The 21,693-nt window shown below is 38.4% G+C and carries 20 protein-coding genes; all 20 read right to left on the reverse strand.

The window, feature by feature from the left end:
• Positions 1-6: 6 nt before the first annotated feature.
• The 20 genes from J4G36_RS09690 to J4G36_RS09785 all read right to left on the reverse strand — a co-directional run bounded on the left by J4G36_RS09690 (position 7) and on the right by J4G36_RS09785 (position 21,679).
• A complete protein-coding gene (locus J4G36_RS09690) occupies positions 7-765 on the reverse strand; it encodes a sugar phosphate isomerase/epimerase family protein (RefSeq protein ID WP_210469800.1) in 759 nt (252 codons plus the stop codon).
• 22 nt (positions 766-787) lie between these two features.
• On the reverse strand, positions 788-1,840 hold the full coding sequence (locus J4G36_RS09695) for a Gfo/Idh/MocA family protein (RefSeq protein WP_210469801.1): 1,053 nt from the start codon (positions 1,838-1,840) through the stop codon (positions 788-790).
• Between the two features lie 125 nt (positions 1,841-1,965).
• The gene (locus J4G36_RS09700; RefSeq protein ID WP_210469802.1) at positions 1,966-2,949 is read right to left on the reverse strand and encodes a Gfo/Idh/MocA family protein; all 984 of its coding nucleotides are present in this window, start codon (positions 2,947-2,949) and stop codon (positions 1,966-1,968) included.
• Positions 2,950-3,119: 170 nt separating this feature from the next.
• Entirely contained in the window at positions 3,120-4,202 is a 1,083-nt protein-coding gene (locus tag J4G36_RS09705; RefSeq protein ID WP_210469803.1) for a Gfo/Idh/MocA family protein, read from the reverse strand.
• A 161-nt stretch (positions 4,203-4,363) separates the two neighbouring features.
• Entirely contained in the window at positions 4,364-4,975 is a 612-nt protein-coding gene (locus tag J4G36_RS09710; protein ID WP_210469804.1) for a YesL family protein, read from the reverse strand.
• Positions 4,976-5,202: 227 nt separating this feature from the next.
• Positions 5,203-6,792: an extracellular solute-binding protein gene (locus tag J4G36_RS09715; protein ID WP_246880466.1), complete on the reverse strand. Its 1,590-nt coding sequence runs from the start codon at positions 6,790-6,792 to the stop codon at positions 5,203-5,205.
• Positions 6,793-6,896: 104 nt separating this feature from the next.
• Positions 6,897-7,793 carry a carbohydrate ABC transporter permease gene (locus tag J4G36_RS09720; RefSeq protein ID WP_210469805.1) on the reverse strand — a complete coding sequence of 299 codons (897 nt, stop codon included), beginning with the start codon at positions 7,791-7,793 and terminating at the stop codon, positions 6,897-6,899.
• Positions 7,794-7,810: 17 nt separating this feature from the next.
• Positions 7,811-8,785: an ABC transporter permease gene (locus tag J4G36_RS09725; protein WP_210469806.1), complete on the reverse strand. Its 975-nt coding sequence runs from the start codon at positions 8,783-8,785 to the stop codon at positions 7,811-7,813.
• A 275-nt stretch (positions 8,786-9,060) separates the two neighbouring features.
• Positions 9,061-10,722: an alpha-L-fucosidase gene (locus J4G36_RS09730; RefSeq protein WP_210469807.1), complete on the reverse strand. Its 1,662-nt coding sequence runs from the start codon at positions 10,720-10,722 to the stop codon at positions 9,061-9,063.
• Between the two features lie 46 nt (positions 10,723-10,768).
• The gene (locus J4G36_RS09735) at positions 10,769-11,716 is read right to left on the reverse strand and encodes an ROK family protein (protein ID WP_210469808.1); all 948 of its coding nucleotides are present in this window, start codon (positions 11,714-11,716) and stop codon (positions 10,769-10,771) included.
• Positions 11,717-11,741: 25 nt separating this feature from the next.
• A complete protein-coding gene (locus J4G36_RS09740; RefSeq protein ID WP_210469809.1) occupies positions 11,742-12,437 on the reverse strand; it encodes a copper homeostasis protein CutC in 696 nt (231 codons plus the stop codon).
• A 69-nt stretch (positions 12,438-12,506) separates the two neighbouring features.
• The gene (locus J4G36_RS09745; protein ID WP_210469810.1) at positions 12,507-13,499 is read right to left on the reverse strand and encodes an asparaginase; all 993 of its coding nucleotides are present in this window, start codon (positions 13,497-13,499) and stop codon (positions 12,507-12,509) included.
• 365 nt (positions 13,500-13,864) lie between these two features.
• Positions 13,865-14,833: a sugar phosphate isomerase/epimerase family protein gene (locus J4G36_RS09750; RefSeq protein ID WP_210469811.1), complete on the reverse strand. Its 969-nt coding sequence runs from the start codon at positions 14,831-14,833 to the stop codon at positions 13,865-13,867.
• Positions 14,834-14,854: 21 nt separating this feature from the next.
• Positions 14,855-15,880, reverse strand: coding sequence for a Gfo/Idh/MocA family protein (locus J4G36_RS09755; protein ID WP_210469812.1), 1,026 nt, complete (start codon positions 15,878-15,880; stop codon positions 14,855-14,857).
• A gap of 17 nt (positions 15,881-15,897) precedes the next feature.
• Entirely contained in the window at positions 15,898-16,623 is a 726-nt protein-coding gene (locus J4G36_RS09760; RefSeq protein WP_210469813.1) for a ThuA domain-containing protein, read from the reverse strand.
• A 77-nt stretch (positions 16,624-16,700) separates the two neighbouring features.
• Positions 16,701-17,726: a LacI family DNA-binding transcriptional regulator gene (locus J4G36_RS09765; protein ID WP_210469814.1), complete on the reverse strand. Its 1,026-nt coding sequence runs from the start codon at positions 17,724-17,726 to the stop codon at positions 16,701-16,703.
• 21 nt (positions 17,727-17,747) lie between these two features.
• A complete protein-coding gene (locus J4G36_RS09770) occupies positions 17,748-18,566 on the reverse strand; it encodes a carbohydrate ABC transporter permease (RefSeq protein ID WP_210469815.1) in 819 nt (272 codons plus the stop codon).
• Positions 18,566-19,426: a carbohydrate ABC transporter permease gene (locus tag J4G36_RS09775; protein ID WP_210469816.1), complete on the reverse strand. Its 861-nt coding sequence runs from the start codon at positions 19,424-19,426 to the stop codon at positions 18,566-18,568. The genes J4G36_RS09770 and J4G36_RS09775 overlap by 1 nt, the downstream gene beginning before the upstream one ends.
• Before the next feature lie 87 nt (positions 19,427-19,513).
• Positions 19,514-20,815 (reverse strand): ABC transporter substrate-binding protein, encoded by a 1,302-nt coding sequence (locus tag J4G36_RS09780; protein ID WP_368668748.1) that lies wholly within the window; start codon positions 20,813-20,815, stop codon positions 19,514-19,516.
• 168 nt (positions 20,816-20,983) lie between these two features.
• Positions 20,984-21,679 (reverse strand): YesL family protein, encoded by a 696-nt coding sequence (locus J4G36_RS09785; protein WP_210469817.1) that lies wholly within the window; start codon positions 21,677-21,679, stop codon positions 20,984-20,986.
• Between the last annotated feature and the right edge of the window lie 14 nt (positions 21,680-21,693).

Below are 21,693 nucleotides of genomic sequence, written 5' to 3' on the forward strand. Positions count from 1 at the left end.
TCATGTTTAAACTGACTCAATAATTTCCTTTAATGCTTTAGCGTTCTGTGCAGCACTCTCTACTGGATCTCCCGTAAAATCTTCTTGTTCTACAACAAACCAGTCCACTTGATGATCATTACCAGTTCTGATTAAACGGGCAATATCAATCGTTCCTGTACCAAGTTCTGTAGAAACCGGATTCCCCTGAACTAATTTGAGGTCTTTTATGTGTAAAGAAACACATCGGTCTGCATTTTTCTTAATAATCTCGACAGGATCATAGCCCGCGTTCGTCGCCCAAAAACAATCTAATTCCATTTTGACATACTGTGGATTCGTATTTTCATACAGGATATCAAAACCAGTCTTCCCGTCATGTAAATCAAATTCAAAGGCATGGTTATGATAACCAAACGCAAATCCTTCTTTAGATAATCTTTCGCCTACACTGTTGAATAATTCAGCTGTTCTTTTATAATCATCAGCCGTCGTCCGCATATCATCTGCTAGCCATGGACAAATTAGTAGACGGTTGCCTATCGTATTGTGATAAATGAGCAACTCATCTAAATCACCTTGTAAATCTTCAATTGGAACATGTGCACCTGCTGCCTTAATACCAAGTTCATCCATTTTAGCTTTTACTTCATTTGCAGTATGATTAAAGAACCCAGCGAATTGAACACCTTCATACCCCATCTCAGCAACTTGTTCCAGTGTACCTAAAAAATCTTTCTCAGCAGCTTCTTTAATCGAATATAATTGTAGTCCTAATTTCCCCATTACTTTTCTTCCCCCTTCTTTATTATAAATACACTTCTTTTCCGGTTTTCGCGGACTCATAAATCGCATTTAACATTTTCATAACTTCAACACCATCAGCAATCGGCGCGATTGATTCTTCACCTGATTGACAGCAGTCCACAAAATGATTGATTTCATTTGCAAATGATTTTGCGAAGTCGAAACCCAATGAATCAATTTGAGGCGCAATATTTAAAATTGTATTATGTTTTTCTGTAACAAGTGCCAATGCTGGCTCAATTTCTGCGCCGCCTTTGTCACCAAATAACTTCACTGATGTTTCATCTTCTTTTGCATGTAGCGCGTAGCTCACGTCAACATAGAGTGATGCACCATTTTCAAAACGAATGAGTGCATTTGTTAGATCTTCCACATCATTTAGCGTCGGATCATAATCTGCCGCTTGATAAAAACTTAGATTTTCAACGTTGTTACGGTTACCCAGTTTACGATATGTATTTCCGCTTACTGACACCGGACGTGGTTTCCCCATTAAATACCAAGCAATATCAATGACATGTACACCCAGATCAATAAGTGGGCCTCCACCGGATTTCGTTTGATCACTAAACCAACCACCAGGATTGCCCAGACGTCTTAAGTAAGATACTTTTGAATAATAGATATTACCAAGCTCATCATTATCGATAAATTGCTTCAAGATTTTCGCATTATCAGCGTGACGCCTCACAAAGCCAACTTGAACAAGTTTCCCTGACTTTTTAGCCACCTCTTCAACCATAAGCGCTTCCTCAACTGTCATACTCACTGGTTTTTCGACTAGGACATGCTTACCAGCCTGTAGTGCTGCAACAGCAATCTCCGCATGACTATTATTCCATGTACAAATACTAACTGCGTCGATCTCTGGATTTTCCAAGAGTTCCTGGTGGCTAGTATACAATTGGTCAACACCAAATAACTTTCCTTTTTCAGCAAGACGTCCTTCATGAATATCACAGAATGCGACCAGTTCTACTTCCTTATTATTTAAATAAGAAGTGATGTGCATCTCTGAAATTGATCCGACTCCAATAACGCCAACTTTTAACATTCGAACCTCTCCTTTAGTTTAGTGTAAAAATGAATAGGACCAGCAACATCCTTATAAACATAGTTTATAATCAATTTTGCTGGTCAATTGGTCCAAAATAATTTCCCGATAATGTTCCGTCTACCTTATAACTCGATTCTGCGACCCTCTTCATGCGATATGATTGCAGCTTCATTTATTGCTGTTAATTTGAGAACATCTTCTTTTGTAATTGTTGGTGTTGCCCCTGTTTTAATTGAATCTACCCACTGTACCATTGGCATCGGTAAACTTGGTAATACTTCAGTTAACGCTTTTGATTCAACATTTGCACTATTAATCTGAATCTTATCATCACTGATTAAAAGCGTTCCTTCAGTTCCGTATACTTCTAGTTGGAATGGGCTTCCGTTTGATACGAAACTTGTTTCAATAATCCCTAGTGCGCCTGATTCATAATCTACTAGAAGTGCAGAGTTATCATCTACAGTAGTATTCCCTTCTTTGTGAAGACGTGCATATACACCAGCTGCTTTTCCTGCTAAGCGGTTTGTTAGATAAATCGGGTGTGCGCCAAGATCCATCATTGCGCCTCCGCCCGCTTGTTCTTTATCGTAGAAACGTGCCGGTAACCATCCATTCGCTTGTCCTTCTGGAGCAACACCGCCGTTATGAGCAAAGCGACAACGAACCATTGTTAACTTTCCAATCCATCCCTCGTTAATCGACTTTTCTGCGTAAAGGAAGTTATTGTCTGTGAGTCTTGGTAAAGAAACCATTAGCTCTACTCCAGCTTCCTCAACTGCTGCAAAAATTTCCTCGCAATCTCTTACTGTAAATGCCAAGACTTTCTCAGTGAAAATATGTTTTTTATGCTTTGCTGCTGCAATGATAACTTCTTTATGCATATTTGTCGGTGTATTGACAACAACTGCATCTATATCTGGATTAGATAAAACTGCTTGTAGATCTTTTTCAAATGGAACATTCAGTTCATTTGCCCATCCTTCACCACGTTCTACTTCTTCATCCCAAACCATTTCAATTGATAAGTCATTGATTTCTTTAATGTCTCGTGCATAATCATCTGCATGTACATGCCATCTACTTAATAGCGCTACCTTAATCATTTATACCACTCACTTTTCTATAGTTTTTCATAGCTATGTAATCTAAAACTTCGTCTCGTGCTGAAATAAAAATACCGGCCCTAAGTTAGACAAAAAACACTTCCAATCTCAGGGCTTTCGGTCATTTTTAAATCTAAACTAATTACTACGCATAATTAGAAATAGTTCTATCAGTCAAAGTAAACTGCTTTTCCAGTTTTAGCTGATTCGTAAATTGCTTCTAGAATTTGTGTTACAACATAAGCCTGTTCAGGTTTTACAGTTGGCTCTGTGTCATTAATGATGCTTTCAATCCACAAGCGTGCTTCTAGGTCTGCATTACTTTCCGATGCCCCATCATAATAGGCAACCCCACCTGAACCTAACTCTACTTTCGTTGCATATAGATTCCCCATATCTTCACCGTTAATGCGCAAACCATCTTTCATATCGGCTCCGCCTTCGGTACCACTTAGGGAACACTTTGCTTCATCAACATCTAGTGTATTCAGTGCCCAACTTGCCTCTAAACTAATTGTTGCACCATTCTCCATTGTGATGAATCCAAATGCAGAATCTTCGACCGTAAATTTCTCTGGATCCCACGGTCCCCATGCATTTGCAGCATTTTCTTTCTTGCCTAGTTTATGATAAACAGAACCCATAACCGATTTTGGTTTGTAGTTGTTCATCATCCATAGTGTTAAATCCAGCGCGTGAGTACCGATATCGATTAACGGACCCCCACCTTGTTTTTCTTCATCTAAGAATACTCCCCATGTTGGAACAGCACGTCTACGAATTGCATGTGCTTTAGCAAAGTATATCTCACCTAGATCACCACGGCTTGTGACCTTATGTAAATGTTGGCTATCAGGTCTAAAACGATTGTCATAACCAATTGTTAGCTTTTTACCAGTACGCTCAGCAACTTCAAGCATTTCTTTCGCTTCTGCAGATGTTTTTGCCATTGGCTTTTCACATAGAACATGTTTGTCAGCTTCCATGGCTGCAATTGAAATTTCAGCATGAGAAATATTCGGTGTTAAAACGTGTACAACATCAATTGAACTATCGCTTAGTAGCTCTTTATAATCTTCATAAACTTTTGCACCTTCAGTTCCATATTGCTTCGCTGCTTTTTCAGCTTTTTGAATTTTAATATCACAAAATGCAACAAGTTCTACAGTATCGAGCTTACTTAGACTTGGAAGGTGTTTACCATTCGCAATACCCCCACAGCCGATAATACCCAATTTAAGTTTTTTAGTCATTTTAAAATCCTCCTAATATAATATAATTAATATAGTCCTAATGTAAACGATTACAGTTAATGCCTCATATTGCCATTTACTTAGAAATAATTACTATGTCAGAAGTAATCTATCTACTAGGCATTTTCCGACATAGTGATCCATAGTGATTTATTCCGTTATTAAGCAGCCCCAGCTTCAATCTGCGAGAAAGCCCTGTGCGCAAACCACATTGAAGGATAGGCAATCAATGGTACACCTGCAACGACAAAAAATAACGGGAAAATATGAAAGAAATAATACAATAAAACAAAACTGATAATCATCGCCAATGTTTCAAATGGACGCCCAAGTGCAAGTTGAAATGGTTTTTTATAATAGTCAAAAAACTTAAACTCATAGCGAACAAACACTGGAAAAAAGTATAAAAGCGTGATGAAGTAAAGAAATCCAATTACCAATATGATGAAGTGAAGAAAAGGGATTCCAATCTCCATTTTCGAAATACTATAGTCGTAATAAAGAAATAACCCCATACCCACAAGGATAATACCAAGGCCATTAGATTTCACAAAATGATCTTTGTAACTCCTATAGAAGTTTTTAAATATAGGGGCATCGATATCTTCTTCTAGCCATTTTCGAATTACGTAAAATACTGCTGTAGTCGCTGGCATCGCTCCAAAAACAATAAGCCCAAGTAACGTAAAAATAATCCATAAAAAATGAAGATAGATTATTTTGGCACACCAATTACCTATCCCAAGAATTCCTTCAATAATATTGTTAAACATGGTGATTACACTCCCAAAATGATGATCATATTATTATCTGAACCTTGTCTATCATAGAAATAGTTTCACCATAAGTCAATAAAACAACTGGATAAGTCTTAGTATTCGATACCGGTACTCCTTAAATTGCGATTCAGGTGCCTATAGTAGGAAAACTCACTGACAGTTTGTTTTCCTACCTAAGCCAACCTTTTATACGACAAATGATAATTGATCAGTGTGATTGATTAGTTTGAATTATAGTCCTGGTATGCTTGATCATATAATTCAACTAGTCTGTCCACTTTCATCTTATCAAGTGTTTCCAAGTATTTATCCCAGTTTTCCATTGGTTCTTGTCCTGTGATAAATTTCGCTTCCATTTGTTCTACATATGAATCGATGTCTGTTCTAATTCTATTAATTTCTTTTTGCTCTTCATCTGTTAAGAACAATGGTGGTAGCGGTACATGTCCAACAGGGTGAATCTTTTCTACAGTTTCTTCTCGAATCCAATCGGCGAACTCATTCTCTTCTTCAAATTGTAAATCGAATGCAAGCTTCGGTGTTGCAATTCCGTAATCTGGCGTAAGTGACCCGCGCCAATCTTCTGATGATGTGAATTCACCAGGTGTTTCATTTTGCTTTCTAATTGTTTTTTCCTCGTCTGCCCAACTCCAGAATACTCCCTCTGGACCCATGTTAAGCATTGCATATCCTTCCTCGGAATATAAGAAATCAATCCAACGAATACTTGCTGCAGGGTACTTATTTTTATCAGTAATTGCGAATGTACCTGCCGTAATACCAGACCCCATTGGAATCGTTGGCTCATCAACCATGTCGCTCTTAATTGGAACCATCATTGGGTTTTCAGTTCCATTTTCAGGTGTTCCTAACGTAAAGAATGGGAACCAATCTGCAAATAATCCAACTCTATTTTCTTGACCTTTACCTTTTTTCTGCTCATCTGTTTGGGAAAAACTTTCTGAGTCGAATAGTTTTTCATCATATAACAACTTCATATATTCCAAATAAGCTTTATAGCCTGGTTGGTTCCGGCTATATTGAACCTTATCATCGGCTACGTAAGCACCTGTCGCGCTATCAAGCACACCAAATGCCCCAAGAAAGAACTGCCGAACATCATTCATACCATTGGCTGTTAGTGGAATTTCATCTGCTTTACCGTTGCCATTTGGATCTTCATCTCGGAAACGTTTTAATAGTTCATACATTTCATCCGTCGTTTCTGGTAATTCAGTTACATTCAATGCATCTAAGAATTTAGCGTTATACCATAATGGTCCACGGTACCAGTTTTCACCTTGTGAAACTTGTGGTAAAGCGTATATATGACCATCTCTTGCTGTAACAGACTTTTTAACTTCTGGATTTTCATCAAACATCTTTTTAATGTTTGGCGCATATTCTTCGATTAAATCTTCAAGTGGGATTAACGTACCTTGTCCCCCATTTTTAATCTGCTCTTCATTGGATAAATCAGCAGCAAATAAGATTTCGCTATAGTCGCCACTTGCGAACATGAGGTTTTTCTGCGTTGCAAGACTATCAAGATTTGGCGTTCTGAATTCAAAATTTATATTTGTTTTCTCTTCCATTGCCTTGAAAAACTCCATGTCCTTCCAATATTCATCCCCAACCTTTGTACCAAACATTGAGATTGTAATTTTCTCATCAACGATTGGATAACCTTCAGCATTGAAGTTATCGTCTGGCTCAGCTGATATGACTTCTTTTTCTTTCTTGTCCGAACTACAAGCAGCTAATAAACCAATTAGTAAAACAAAAACAGCTAGAAACTTAAGTTTTTTCAATTTGATCCACTCCCTTTATCTTTTTAATTTATATTTAACAAATCTATGAATACAAATTCACTACTTAATTATCAACCCCTTTCCTAGACTTCTGCATTTTTAAATTAACCTTTTACTGAACCAATCATTACGCCTTGAACAAAGAAACGTTGCATGAATGGATATACGATAATAAGCGGTAATGTCGCAACTAGCATAACTGCGTATTTCATAATTGCTGCGATATTCGCTTGGTTCTGAAGTGCAGCACCATCTAAGTTATTTACATTTGTAGACATCTCTTGTAGAACAAGAATTTCACGTAATACTAATTGCAATGGATATTTACTTGTATCTGATATATATATCATCGCGTTAAAGTAAGAGTTCCAGTGATCAACACCATAGAACAAAGCCATAACAGCAATAATCGGTGTTGATAATGGTAGAACGACTTTTGCAAAGAAATGAAAAATCGAAGCACCATCAATTTTAGCTGCATCTTCCAAGTCTGCTGGAATTGTAGATTGGAAGAATGTACGACAGACGATGATATGCCAAATCGCTGCTGCGTTTGGGAGTACAAGAGCCCAAACTGAGTTCATAAGCCCCAAGTTTTTCACCAATAGATAACTAGGGATTAATCCACCACTGAGAAACATCGTAACTACGAACATTGTCATGAAGAAATTACGTCCAACAAAATCTCTTCTTGATAGTGCAAATGCAGCGGGTAATGTGACCAATAAGTTAATAAATGTTCCCAGTGCAGTATAGAAAATAGTGTTACGATAACCATTCCATATTTTCGCATTATTGAAGACGCGTTGATACCCTTCAAATGTAATATCAATCGGATAGAGCCACATTTTTCCCGAGTTGACTGCGGCTGGATCACTAATTGAAGCACTAATAATGTAAATTAGCGGATATAAAACTGCAATCATAGCTACTGTAAGAATTGAGTAGTTGAAAAACTTAAATATTTTGTCAGGCATTGTTTCTTTAATAGCTGTATTCATCCAGGATCTCCTCCTTTTTACCAAAGACTAGTTTCACTTGTTTTCCTAGCAATGAAGTTTACGCAGATTAATAAAATCGCATTGATGACTGAGTTGAATAATCCAACTGCAGTTGAGAAACTATATTCCCCACCTAGTAAACCCGCTCTGTAGACGAATGTGGATATAATTTCTGACGACTCCATGTTCAATGGGTTTTGGAGTAGTAGAACTTTTTCAAATCCAACTGCTAGTAAACTACCAGTATTTAAGATAAGTAGAATAACCATTGTCGGAAAAATTGCTGGAATATTGATATGCCAAATTCTTTCTAATCTTGTTGCACCATCAACAATTGCCGCCTCGTGTTGCTGAGGATCAACACCTGCCAAAGCTGCTAAGTAAATGATTGTTCCCCAACCGGCACTTTGCCAGACTCCTGAGAAGACGAAGACTGTCTTGAACCATTTCGGATCTTCCATAAATGCAATTGGCTCAATCCCAAATAACCCGATAAAGTCATTAATGATACCCGTTGATGGTGACAAGAATGTAATAATAATCCCTGCCATAACAACGACTGATATAAAATGTGGAGCGTATGTAATAGTTTGGACACCACGTTTGAAGAGTCCATCTTTTGCTTCATTTAGCGATAATGCTAGTAATATCGGAAGCGGAAAACCAACAATTAAAGAGTAAACACTAATCCCCAATGTGTTTTTCATCAAATCCCAGAAATAGTATGATTCGAAGAACGCTTTAAAATGCTCGAAACCTACCCACGGACTTTCCCAAATTCCCATTGAAGGGGTAAAATCTTTAAATGCAATCTGAACACCGTACATTGGTACGTAGTGAAATATAAGAAAGTAAAGAAATGCTGGTAATATAAAAAGGTATAATTGCCAAGTTTGGAGTGCTTGACGCCACTTACTCTTTCTATTCTTCTGTTGCAATTCTTTCTGTTCTTTTTTAGACTGCTTCTTGTCCTTAATTGTAATCGTTTTCATTTTTAATTAAAACCTCCTTTTAAAATTTCCCTTGACAATTACCACATTACTTTGTTAATTTACTTTACTTCATTCAGACAATCTCTACTGAAAGATCCATTAATGATTTCGATTACATTACAAATTAGAATCAGATGAAGGAGATTTTTTATTAATTCGCAAACTCAATTATCTATAAATTCATTTTTGCATGAAATTTATAGATTGTCAACCTAAAAAATATTGAAAGTTTAATTAACAAGTAACTTCAATGTACAATTCAACAATTTACTTCATTACTTATATTTTACAATTGCCGTATGAATCGTTAAACCTATATCTTCATTCGCATGCTTGGGATCTTCTAATGTGATTGTAAGCGGAACAATTTCACTCGCTGGAACTGGAATTGGACCTACCTCAGACTCTATCAATTGACGACCTGTTACCACTTGCGATTCCGTGCCAAGTTCGACTTTGTACAGAGCATCTTGATTCGTCACTTTGCCTCGCACAGTTAATAATACTTTTCCTTCTTCTTGAGTCGTAAGATAGGCGGTTTGTCTAACTGTAGTTTCAATCAGACTATTATAATAGCCTTCATCAGCATAACTACGACCAAAGTAAATATCATTTGCTTCGATTGTCCAAGTATTGTTTTCATTCGCACCAATTAGACGTTCTGGTATCAGTCTCAACTCTCCAGATAGCTCGACCCGAATAACTGATATAACTGAATCCGTTGGTGAATCGGGCAATGTAATAACAAGATTATTTTCCTCCAGGTGCCAATTCAGTTCGTTAGAAGTACCATCTTCAACAACTTTAAGTACACCAGTCAGTAATCCAGACAATGTCACTTCATTTTCTTTTGGACAATTAAGAATATGTAAAAATAGATTTTTTTTGTTGATTGTTACCTCTCCCCATGATTGGCCGCCGAAATGAGTACCAGAAGCACCTAGGATTGCCCCGGGATGCCTATTCAACCATTCTCCCATAGTACGTAAAACATCGGATTCAAATTTGACCAGCGAACCATCCCCTTGAGGACCAATATTAAGTAAGTAGTTTCCACCACGAGCACGTACGCTCGTCAATCCTGTAATAAGATCACGAACTTTTCCTGAAAAATCATTGCGTTCCTGCCAGGATCGGTAGCCCCATGTCGCATGATAAATAGATGCTGGTGTTTGCCAGGCGCCATCTAATGTACTTGAAGGCACTTGGTTATCAGCTAAGGTTCTAAAATCACCGAGATTATTCCATATTCTGCCGCTAACAATGGCTTCTGGTTGAAGTTCGTGAATAATTTCAGCAAACTTTAGACTTTGTGCCACTGTTGGGTGAGACATATCAAACCAAACTTCGGCGATTGGACCGTAATTTGTCATTAACTCACGTAACTGTCCTTCAATCATGGGTTCCATAGACGTTGGGATCGGATTGTTATTATTTTCATCAAACGCATGCCCTTCATGCCAATCAATTAATGAGAAGTAAAATCCAAGTTTCAAGCCTTGACGAAGACATTCATCAGCCAATAATTTTAAGGGATCCTTACCATAAGGCGTGCGGTGAACAATTCCATAATCAGTTGTGGCCGTATCAAACATCGCAAACCCGTCATGATGTTTGCTTGTAATTACGATATATTCCATGCCTGCATCCTTCGCCAATGTACAGATTTCCTCCGGATTAAATTTCTCAGCAGTAAAGTTTTTAGCGACTTCTAAGTATTCAGCTTCTGAAATATTCGCCCACATTTGAATTTGTTCACTGTACCCTTTTGTCACTGGTTTTCCATTCCAAATACCACCAATTTCAGAATAAAGCCCCCAGTGTATAAACATGCCATATTGCAGTCTTTGCCATGCTGCAATACGTTTATCTTTACTCAACTCTATTTCACCCGGAATTCCTTTATAAGCCAATTCGCCAACAATTTTGTCAGTCATGCCTATATCCCCCCTAAATTCAACAATAACTTTCTTCAATGTCTTTTCATGCATAGCAGAGAGTGGCTGCACCTATAACACCCACATCGTCCCCTAGCAATGCTGGCACAATACGGAATGTTTCGCGATATGGTTCCATCACTAGATTCCTTGTTTTCTTAAGCACCGGTCTAAATAAATCATCGCCTGCTAAACTGACACCGCCGCCAATCACAATACAATCCGGATTAAATGTATGCACAATGTTCTTCAATCCTAAGGCAACATAGTCAGTTACTTTATCAACAACTTCACTAGCGATCATGTCACCTTGTCGATTCGCTTCAAATAGATGCTTTGCTCCTATCGGTGTACCATCCTGTTTTGCAAGTTCTGTCATCAATGTGAAATTCTTCGCTGCCGCTACAGTTGCAAAACGGGCCATAGCGGTACCAGATGCCAATACTTCCCAACAGCCAACTTGTCCGCAACTACATATTGCCCCCTCTTGACCGATCACTGTATGTCCTAGCTCCCCAGCAAATCCATTACTACCCAGCAATAATTTACCATCTAGAACGATACCTGAACCAATCCCAGTACTTAGCGTTACATAAACCATTGTCTTTGAATCTTTTCCAGCACCCGCATAATATTCGCCCCAAGCAGCTGCATTTGCATCATTCACAACTTTGACAGGAAGTTTAAGTTTAGACTCCATCTCCTGTTGAAGTGGAATATTAGACCACTCGGGCAAGTTAGTACCTTTTAAAATCAGACCTTTTTCTGTGTCCACAGCACCAGGTGATGCAACACCAACACCGGCTATCGGATAATCACCGCGCACCTCATTCACAGAGTTCACTAAACAATTGATGACCTCTTCTGCACTTTTAAGTGTCGTCGTCTGATATTGTACACGGTGAATAACGGTACCTTTTTGGTCATGTAATGCAGTCGCTATTTTTGTTCCACCCAGATCCACGCCTACAACATACGACATCTCATTCTCCATTTCTCATCCCTCTTATTCGTTTAATCTAGCTGCGCATTTGCTCTAATTGTTTTTTTACATCCGTAACAACTTCAGCGTCGACAGGATACATAAAACTTCGATTCACGCGAACCCCTGAACCTAGATGAACCTGCTCCACCCCAGTTTCTTCGATCAAGAAAGCTAGTGATTCTGGCGTTACACCACTGCCCGCTATAATTTTGATAGACTTATTTTCACACTGCTTCACCAATTTTTTAAGTTGTTCAGCTGATTCTGGTGCCGGTGCTGGTCCCCCAGATGTTAATATCTGATTGATTTGCGGGAAACTCGAAATCGTTTCTAATGCTTCGAACTGATTATCTACAAAATCAAATGCACGGTGGAAAGTAACATCTAAACCTTCCGCTTCTTGTAAGAGAAGCGAAATTGCATCTGTATCAACTTTATTATTTTCAGTTAATGCACCAATCACAATACCCGCCGCCCCAACACGCTTTATATGTCGAATATCGGTCACCATGACAGATAAATCATCTTCTGTATAATGAAAACCTCGATTATGAGGGCGGACAATCACATTCACTGGAATCTTAACACCGTTCACAACCGACTCTGTCAAACCTAAACTCGGCGTTAGTCCATCCTCCGATAAAGCAACACAAAGTTCTATCCGATCAGCGCCAGCTTGTTCTGCAATAACCGCATCTTCTAAACTTGTCGCAATAATTTCTAATACCATATCAACCACTCCTCCATATGTTTAACTTAAATTTGCTATTAACAATTCCATTCTTATCTATTCCAAAGTTTATAATCTTACTTTCGTTTCACCGATAGGTTTTCCGTTATCATTCAGAATTTCCTCAGAGCGGATTGCAAGTAAGTTTTCTATTGTTTTTTTATTGCTGTAATTTAACTTCTCAAGTATATCAGCAACCAATATAGGCCAGACCAGTTCAGAACCACTTGAAACCTTTAAAGCAATACTGATCCGTTCGTTTTTTAGAGCTAAACAATACACGCCTTGTGCGCCACCTTTGGCAATAATATTATCATCCTCAAGCAACACGCTACAGATAAAATTATGAGATGCAATAATCTCCGGATGTGCATTCATCACTTCACCAATTTTAATCACGGCTTGCGCTGTCTTTTCATCTTTGATTAAATCAGGTGCAACAAATTTCAAGTAAGAAATCGCCATATTCTTGAGAGGGACACCATAAACGGGCGCACCACAACCATCCATACCTTTATGAATATTCTCTACTGGTGTTTCAGAAAGCTCGAATAAATGTGCTAAAATTTCGGTCTGTAACGGATGATTCGGATGATCATAGCTAGTTAGATCGAAACCGTTTTCTTTTGCATAGGCGAGGAACCCTAAATGTTTTCCCGCACAATTATGAAGTAACTTTCTCTTCGGCTTATGATTCCAAATATATTGCTCTTTCGCTTCATCATTTAGCGGATAGCTCGCACCACAAATTAGCAGGTCTTCCGTTAAACCTAGTTTATCCATCAAGCTTTCAAGTGCTTCTTGATGGTACTTTTCACCTCGCTGCGATGCTGTGAATAAGGCAGCTTCTTGTTGAGTAAGCTTATATTTATCAATGATATTCGTTGAAAATATCGGAATCGCCTGGATTAGTTTCATCGCTGATCGATAATAAACATGACTCTCTATATTTCCTTTTTCATATATAACTTCTTTTCTATCATTAACAACACAAATAATTCCTTGATGACTATTTTCAAGATGTCCACCTCTGTATTCTTCTACAATTACTGGGTTTGTCATTATTTACACCTCTTTTTACTGTATATACTTTTCTATGAATCTTCTCTAATCTGTGGAGAGTATTTGTTAGCCTATCATTTAACGCAACGATATTACGCATTTAGTTTATTTTCTTCCACGATGTTGTTAAAACTATAGGATAAGGAAATATATATGTCAACTGCCTATTCCATATATTCGGAATACAAGTAGTAATCAAGAATTCGTTAAGTACTAGGAAATTCATTACTGTTAACCATGTAAAAAAGCTCACGCTATGAATGAAGTTTTCATAGCGTAAGCCTCAGCTTTGGAAAGGTATTGCACTATTCCTATGTTGTTTTGATGAGATTCTTAAAGTGTAAAACCCGAGACATTTACTTTCTTTACACCCACCACATATCCGTAGGTTGGTCTTTTATCAATACAGACTTCAAGTTCGTCACAGCACGTGAAAATCCTTCGTCAACGGACATTAGAGGATCTTCATGTTCAATACTGACGACAAAATCATAACCGAAGGTGCGCAGTGCGCTCATCATATCGGACCATTCTTGTATGCCATGGCCACAGCCTACAGATCTAAATGTCCACGCGCGCGACTGCACATCTCCGTATGGTTGCATATCTGTTAATCCGTGCATGTTCACGTTTTCTTGGTCGATGAACGTGTCCTTTGCATGGAAATGATGAATCGCATTTTCTTTTCCTAAAATCTTGATTGCAGCGACTGGATCAATGCCTTGCCACCAAAGATGACTTGGATCGAGATTTGCACCGATTGCTGGTGAAGTCGCTTCTCTCAATTTCAACATGGTGTACGGCGTGTGAACTGAAAATCCGCCGTGAAGTTCGATGCCGATTTTCACGCCATGATCTTCCGCAAATTCCCCTTGTTCTTTCCAGTACGGAATGAGTTTCTCTTCCCATTGCCAGTTATAAATGTCCGTGTACTCTGTCGGCCACGGAGAAATTGGCCAATTTGGTTGTGTAGAGTCTTCGTTTGATCCAGGGGTTCCTGAAAAAGTATTCACCACGGGAACATCTAAAAGTTGTGCGAGTTTCACCGTTTTCACGAATGTTTCATGCGCTTCCCCGGCAATTTGTTGATTCGGCGAAACGGGATTTCCGTGACAGCTGAACGCGCTAATGGTTAAGCCGCGTGAATGAACTTTATCCAAATATTCTTTTCGTTTATCTTCGCTCGCGAGAAGTTCATCGACATTACAATGTGCATCTCCCGGATAACCGCCTGTACCGATTTCGATTGCATCTAAGCCTGCTGCTTGAACATGGTCAAGCATTTCTTCAAATGATTTATCTGCGAATAACACCGTAAATACACCTAGTTTCATAAATAAAACCTCCCAGTATTTTTAGATTCTAGCAAACTGTTTCGTTTTCATTGATTCCAACGCGCCTAAAATCACTTCTAATGACTTCTTGCCTTCTTCACCGTTAATAAGCGGCTCAGTGTTTTCAATAATTGCATCTACAAAATGATTGATCGTATGTGTCGTTGTTTGACCGCCTTCAGCGTTTGACTGAATACCGCCTAATGCATAGTTGACGACTTCGCCCGTTTTATATTGAACGATTAAGGAATAATTAGGGTCATCTTCAATACGTAAAATCGCTTTTTCACCGTAAATAATTGTAGAATTATCTTCTTTGGCCGAATAAGCCCAGCTCGCAGCGAGTGTTCCGATAATCCCGCTATCTGTCTTTAAAATACAAACCGCATTGTCATCCACATCGGTATTTTCCTTTGCGTTTGTTTCGATAAAACCAGCGACTTCAACGAACTCTTCTCCAAGTAAGAATCGAAGTAAGTCTGCCTTATGAACACCAAGATCGCCCATTGCGCCGATAAATGCTTGATCCTTTTTAAAGAACCAGCTATCCGCACCATCAACGCTCCACTGTTCAGGTCCGCCGTGTCCAAATGCTGTTCGGAAACTATAAATCTTTCCAATTTCACCATTGGCAATTAATTGTCTCGCCTTCGCATGGGAAGGAACGAAACGTTGGTTATGCGCGATCATAAGTTTTTTATTCGCTTCCGTTGCAGCTTTAATCATATCTTCCGCTTCTTCTTTAGATGTTGCCATCGGTTTTTCGCATAATACATGGCATCCCGCGTTCAATGCAGCTATCGAAACTGGCGCATGTAAGTAGTTTGGTAGACAAACGCTCACCGCATCTAATTTTTCGTTTTCCAACAATTCTTCATAACTCGTATAAGATTTAGCCTTATACTTGCTTGCCATTTCCACGGCTCTTTCTTCGACAATGTCGCAAACCGCTACAATTTCTACTGCATCATTATTTTTATACTCGATTAAATGTCTATGCCTTGCGATACTTCCGCATCCAATAACAGCTACTTTTAACTTTCGCATGTTTTCCACTCCTAAATTCATTCGTTATAGTTTGCTAATTTTTCTAATGGCTTAGCGTTTCCGTAAACTGGTGTTGGTGTATTCGTATTTTCAGCCCATTTGACTGCATTACGAATTACTTTTTGTATATCTTCATTATGATAAGTCGGGTACGTTTCATGACCTGGACGGAAATAGAAGATCTTTCCGTTCCCACGTTTGAATGTTGCACCGCTGCGGAAAACTTCTCCACCTTCGAACCAGCTGACAAAAACCAACTCGTCTGGAGCCGGAATGTCAAAGTGTTCCCCGTACATTTCTTCTTTTTCGAGTTCAATATATTCCCCGATGCCTTCCGTAATTGGATGGGTCGGATCGACTACCCATAAACGTTCCTTTTCATCTGCTTCACGCCATTTCAAATCGCAAGTCGTACCCATGAGCGTCTTGAAGATTTTAGAGAAATGAGCTGAGTGTAAAACGACTAAGCCCATGCCTTCTAACACACGTTTTTTCACGCGTTCAACAATCGCATCGTCGACTTCATCATGCGCGAGATGTCCCCACCAAATGAGTACATCTGCATGACTCAATACTTCTTCGGATAAACCATGTTCAGGTTCATCGAGCGTTGCCGTTGTAACTGTATGAGCATCCTCTCTTAAAAAGTTTGCTATGCAGCCGTGAATTCCTTCTGGATAAATATCCGCTACAACTGGATTTTTCTTTTCATGGCGGTTTTCATTCCATACGACAATGTTCAAAGATAATCTCTCCTTTATTTGCTTGTTGCATTGATTGATGCAATCGGTTGCATCACTAGTTAAAATTTAGGCGTAACCTAAACTTTTAACGTCATACACGATTTTCTTTCGTGAATAACGGTCGGAATAATTACGCTCTTTTTAAACATATCAGGATCATTGATAAGCTCTATCAAGCAGTTTGCCGCTTCATAGCCCAATTGAAATATCTGTATATCGACTGATGTTAATGGAGGATTGGACACTTCCGAAATCATCGAATTATTAAAGCTGATGATACTTACATCATCGGGTACTTTGATATTACGCTCCCCTAAAGCAGTCAATGCGATCAATGCATTTAAATCATTTGGAATGATAAGCGCTGTTGGCGGTTCAGGTAGATTCATTAATTCGGCAACCACTTGTTTTCCGTGTTCAGCGTCCAAGTGCGAATCTTTAATATAAGCATCTGATACAACTAAATTTTTAGCTTTCATCGCTTGTAAGAAACCATTTAATCTTGCTTCCCCTACTTCGAACTCAGTATCTGCGCCGATAAAAGCAATTTTTTCATGACCAAAATCTAATAAATATCTTGTCGCTTCACTAGCCGCTTGCACATTATCATTATCAACAAACATAATATTTCCCGATTCGATTAACGGCTTTCCGATGACGACAAAAGGAATACCAGATTCGATTAAATAAGGAACAACTTTATCATCTTTTTTCGAGTATAAAATAATGATACCGTCTACTCTTTTTCCGCCGACCATCTTAACCGTATCATTAAAAATTTCTTCTTCGGATTCACCTGTCGTGAGACTGATGCTGAAATCATACTTGCTACATAACGCACTAATTCCGCGAATGACTTCAGGAAAAAAAGTATTATGCATCGACTCTTTTGTCGAGTTCTTCATAACAATCCCGATTGTTTTCGTCGATTTTTGAGCCAGAATACGCGCATTATAATTCAACTGGTAGCCCATTTCCTCCATGATTTTATGAACTTTACGTTTTGTCTTCTCACTAATTAATGGGCTATCTGAGATTACACGAGAAACGGTTGATGGAGCTACGTTTGCCCGTGCTGCGACATCTTTGATGGTGACCGACATAGGTCTTCACTCCAACTCGATTTATTTAACGGCACCCTCGGAAACGCCTTCAATTATTTGCTTTTGCGCAAAGAAGTAACCGATGATCACTGGAATTATCGCAATCGTTAAGCCAGCTAATGCTAAATGCCATTGTTTTGTATATTGTCCGAAGAAAAGGAACATTTTAATCGGAATCGTCGCATTTTCATCCGAAAGGATTAAGGAAGGCAATAGGTAATCATTCCAAATCCAAATCACATTTAATATGCCGACTGTAACGGAAATTGGTTTCAATAACGGAAATATGATATGCCAAAAGACTTGAAATTTATTGGCACCGTCGATAATTGCAGCTTCATCCAATGAAGTCGAAATTCCGGTCATTGCTCCGTGGTATAAAAATATCGATAAACTCGAACCGAATCCTAAATACATGAAGATTAAGCCAGCACGGTTCAACATATCAGCTTTACTAAACAGTGAAACGAGTGGAATCATGACGGACTGAAACGGAATGAGCATTGCTGCGACAAAAAGTAATAGAATAAGGCCGCTCAGCTTACTTTTGTTTCGAGCAAGTGCATATCCAGCCATCGAAGAAAAAAGAATAATAATTCCTACGCCGACAACTGTGATGAGTAAAGAGTTGAACAGGGAATTTATAAAGTCCAAGTCTTGAAAAGCTTGAACAAAGTTATTCGTTTCAAACCCTTCTGGCAGCCCAAGTACCCCTGAGAAAATTTCCTTTTTTGTTTTGAATGCGTTCACAATCATTAAGTAAAAAGGCGAAATCCATAATAATGCGAGTAAGAGGCCGATAATTTCAATGATGATTAGATTACGTTTCTTATCTTTCATTACATGTCGACCTCCTTTTTCTTATTGTAATAAACTTGCGTGATTGCGACCGCTGCCACAATGACGAAGAAAATGACCGCTTTTGATTGGGCGAAAGCCATTTTATTTTCAGTAAAGGCAGTTTTCACAATGTTCATCGCAACCATTTGTGTTGAGTTAAACGGACCACCATTTGTTAAGGATAAGTTTTGATCATAGATTTGAAATGAATTCGACAACGTTAGAAACATACTAACCGTGAAAGCTGGTGCCACTAATGGAAACGTGATGTTTCGAAAACGTTGGAAACTAGAAGCCCCATCGATTTCCGCAGCTTCCAGCAAGTCCTTCGGTATATTTTCTAGGTAAGCAATATAAATAATCATTATGTAACCGGCCATTTGCCATGACGTTAAGATGACGAGTCCCCAGAAGCCAGTTGCAGTTGTTGACAACCACCCTGTTAACGCTTCGATTCCAAGTAAATCTCCTAAGTTTCCAAAAACACTTATGAAAATAAACTGCCATATGAATCCTAAGATGAGCCCACCGATTAAGTTCGGCATAAAGAAGACAGTTCTCATTAAATTATTTGTTTTAAGATTACGAGTGACCAGCAATGCGAGTCCTAATCCTAAAAAGTTTAGGAGGATGACCGAGCAAATTGCAAATTTAGTCGTAAACCATATCGATGCTCTGAATTCGGCATCTTTAAATAATGTGATGTAGTTCTTAAAACCAAGAAATTCAGTCGCCACCATGCCATTCCAATTCGTAAAAGAGTAAATAAACCCGTAAACAAATGGGACAAGGATAACAAGACTTAAACTTAAGATGACCGGTGTTAAAAACAACCAGAATGAAAAATCACGATTTCGCATTAGCAGCACCTCCGATGTAAATGATAACAGCTAACAAAAATCTTTTTAGGAGGTTTTTGTTAGCTGTATTTTTCTATCTATTTCTGATTACTTACGTTCGGCTTCCCATTTAGCACGTGACTGAGAAATTACTTCTTCCCACTTCAAATCTCCACTTAAATACTTCTGAATATTAACGCCAAGTGATTCTTGAGTCCAACCAGTCGGCGCTGCTTGGTATACCCATCCTTCAAGTGTATTTCCAGCTTCAGCGTATTCGTAAATTGTTTGTGAAAGTGGATCCGCAATTTTTGATGCGTCATATCCTTTATAAGCAGGGATGAATTTAAAGTCTTCAAGTACTGCCGTTTTTCCCGTCTCAGATGTATACACCCAGTCCAAGAAGTCTTTACTTGCTTGAACAACTTTTTCGTCACTCTTGCTGTTTACAGCCCAGAACATTGGTACACCAGCAGGTATTTTACCTTCAAAACCTTCAACTGGAACAGGAAGAATGCCAATGCCAGTTTCAGCTAATTCTGGGTCCATATCGTATACAGAGTTGTAAACCCAGTTTCCTTGTTGAATCATGGCTACTTTTTCTAAAGAAAATAATTGTTCAACTTGCTGTGAATAATCTAGACTAAGTACTGGCTGAACTGAATGACTGTTTTGCAAATCAAGATATCTTTTCAGCTCATCGCCTTTGTCAAATGCGATTGTTTTAGAATTGTATGCTTCAGTTATATCATCATTAAAGTCTGATGCAATAAACATATTTGAAATATGGTCGCCTAAAACCCACTTTTCTTTAGCTGGCAATGCAAATACCGCGTCAATGCCTAACTCATCTTTTTTGCTATCAAGTAATTTAACCGCTTCTTCCAAGTCTGCATACGTGACAATATCATCCGCGTTTAGACCAGCCTCTTCAAAAATCGCTTTATTATAAATTAATCCGTAACCTTCTTGGTTAAATGGTAACCCTAGTACTTCATCGCCGTCTTGTACTGCAGTCAATGTTCCGTCAATGGATTCTTCAACTGCTTTCGTATCTGAAACATCAGCTAGGTATTCTCTATATTCTTCAACACTTGAAGGTCCGCCGACGTTGAAAATGTCTGGCTCTTCACCTGATGAAAATGATGTTTTTAATGATGCGCCGTAATCGTTTCCGCCACCAACTGTTTTAACGTTGATTTTTACGCCAGGGTTTTCATCTTCATATACTTTTACAAGTTCTTCAAACTGATCTTTGATTTCTACTTTAAATTGAAATATATCAATTGTGATTTGATCTCCTGATGCTTTGTCTTTCCCTTTGTCGTCATCTGACGAGCAACCTACTAACGCAAAGATAGATAATAGAAATACAGAAACTAAACTAATTAACGTTTTTTTGCTTTTCACTAATAATCTCCCCTTTTCCATTTCTATGAATACGGTTGCATAAAACAAATCATTAGTTTCCACGTACGACAACTAGTGGGAACTCAATTTCATGAAACCGTTTGCATAGATGATTCTTATAAAGAGTAACACGATAATCTAAATAGTGCAACATGTTTAAATAAAATATTATTCTGTATTTTTAGAGACTAGCTTTAAATAGTTTCGATAAAACGCTGAAAAAGAGAGAAACGCAATAAGAGAGCCTGTTAGAAATGGGATGATGAACCGGAAGACATTAAAGCTGACGTAGATGACTACCCCGCTACTCATCGCCACTGCGATAAATAAAATAGGACTTCCAATTGTAAGTAGCAATGCATTTTTTAATGAAGTGGAAAACTTTAAGTGAAAATGAACTGTGACCGAAAACAAATTAATCGAAAAGACTAGCAATAGTATTCCCATGATAATAAATAGAATCATCATCGCAGTGTTTTTCTCATAAAAGTAATAGACATCCGCCGCCCATATGACCCACGCAACTGTTAACAAAGCTCCATTTCCAACGCTACGTTTATAATTCTCTTTGTAATAACCCCAATACTTTTTGAAAAGCTGATTGATTCCTTCATCTTTAATTATCCAATCTCGCACCATCGCGAACATTGCTGTTGTTGCGGGGAAGAAAAGAAATGGCATGAATAGAATGATGGGAATGAACAAAATGAATACAATTTCAAGTTGTTCCATGAATAAAATAGTGATCAGTAAGTAAACGATTGGTAGATTAAATAGTATCCAAAGTAAATTTGTTACTGAGAATTTCATAACCCACTCACTGAGCGTGTATAGTGCGCCCATGAATCCAGAATTGTTATCCATATGAATGTACTCCT

It is taken from the genome of Sporosarcina sp. 6E9, from assembly GCF_017921835.1.
In the GTDB taxonomy this organism is placed as follows: Bacteria; Bacillota; Bacilli; order Bacillales_A; family Planococcaceae; genus Sporosarcina.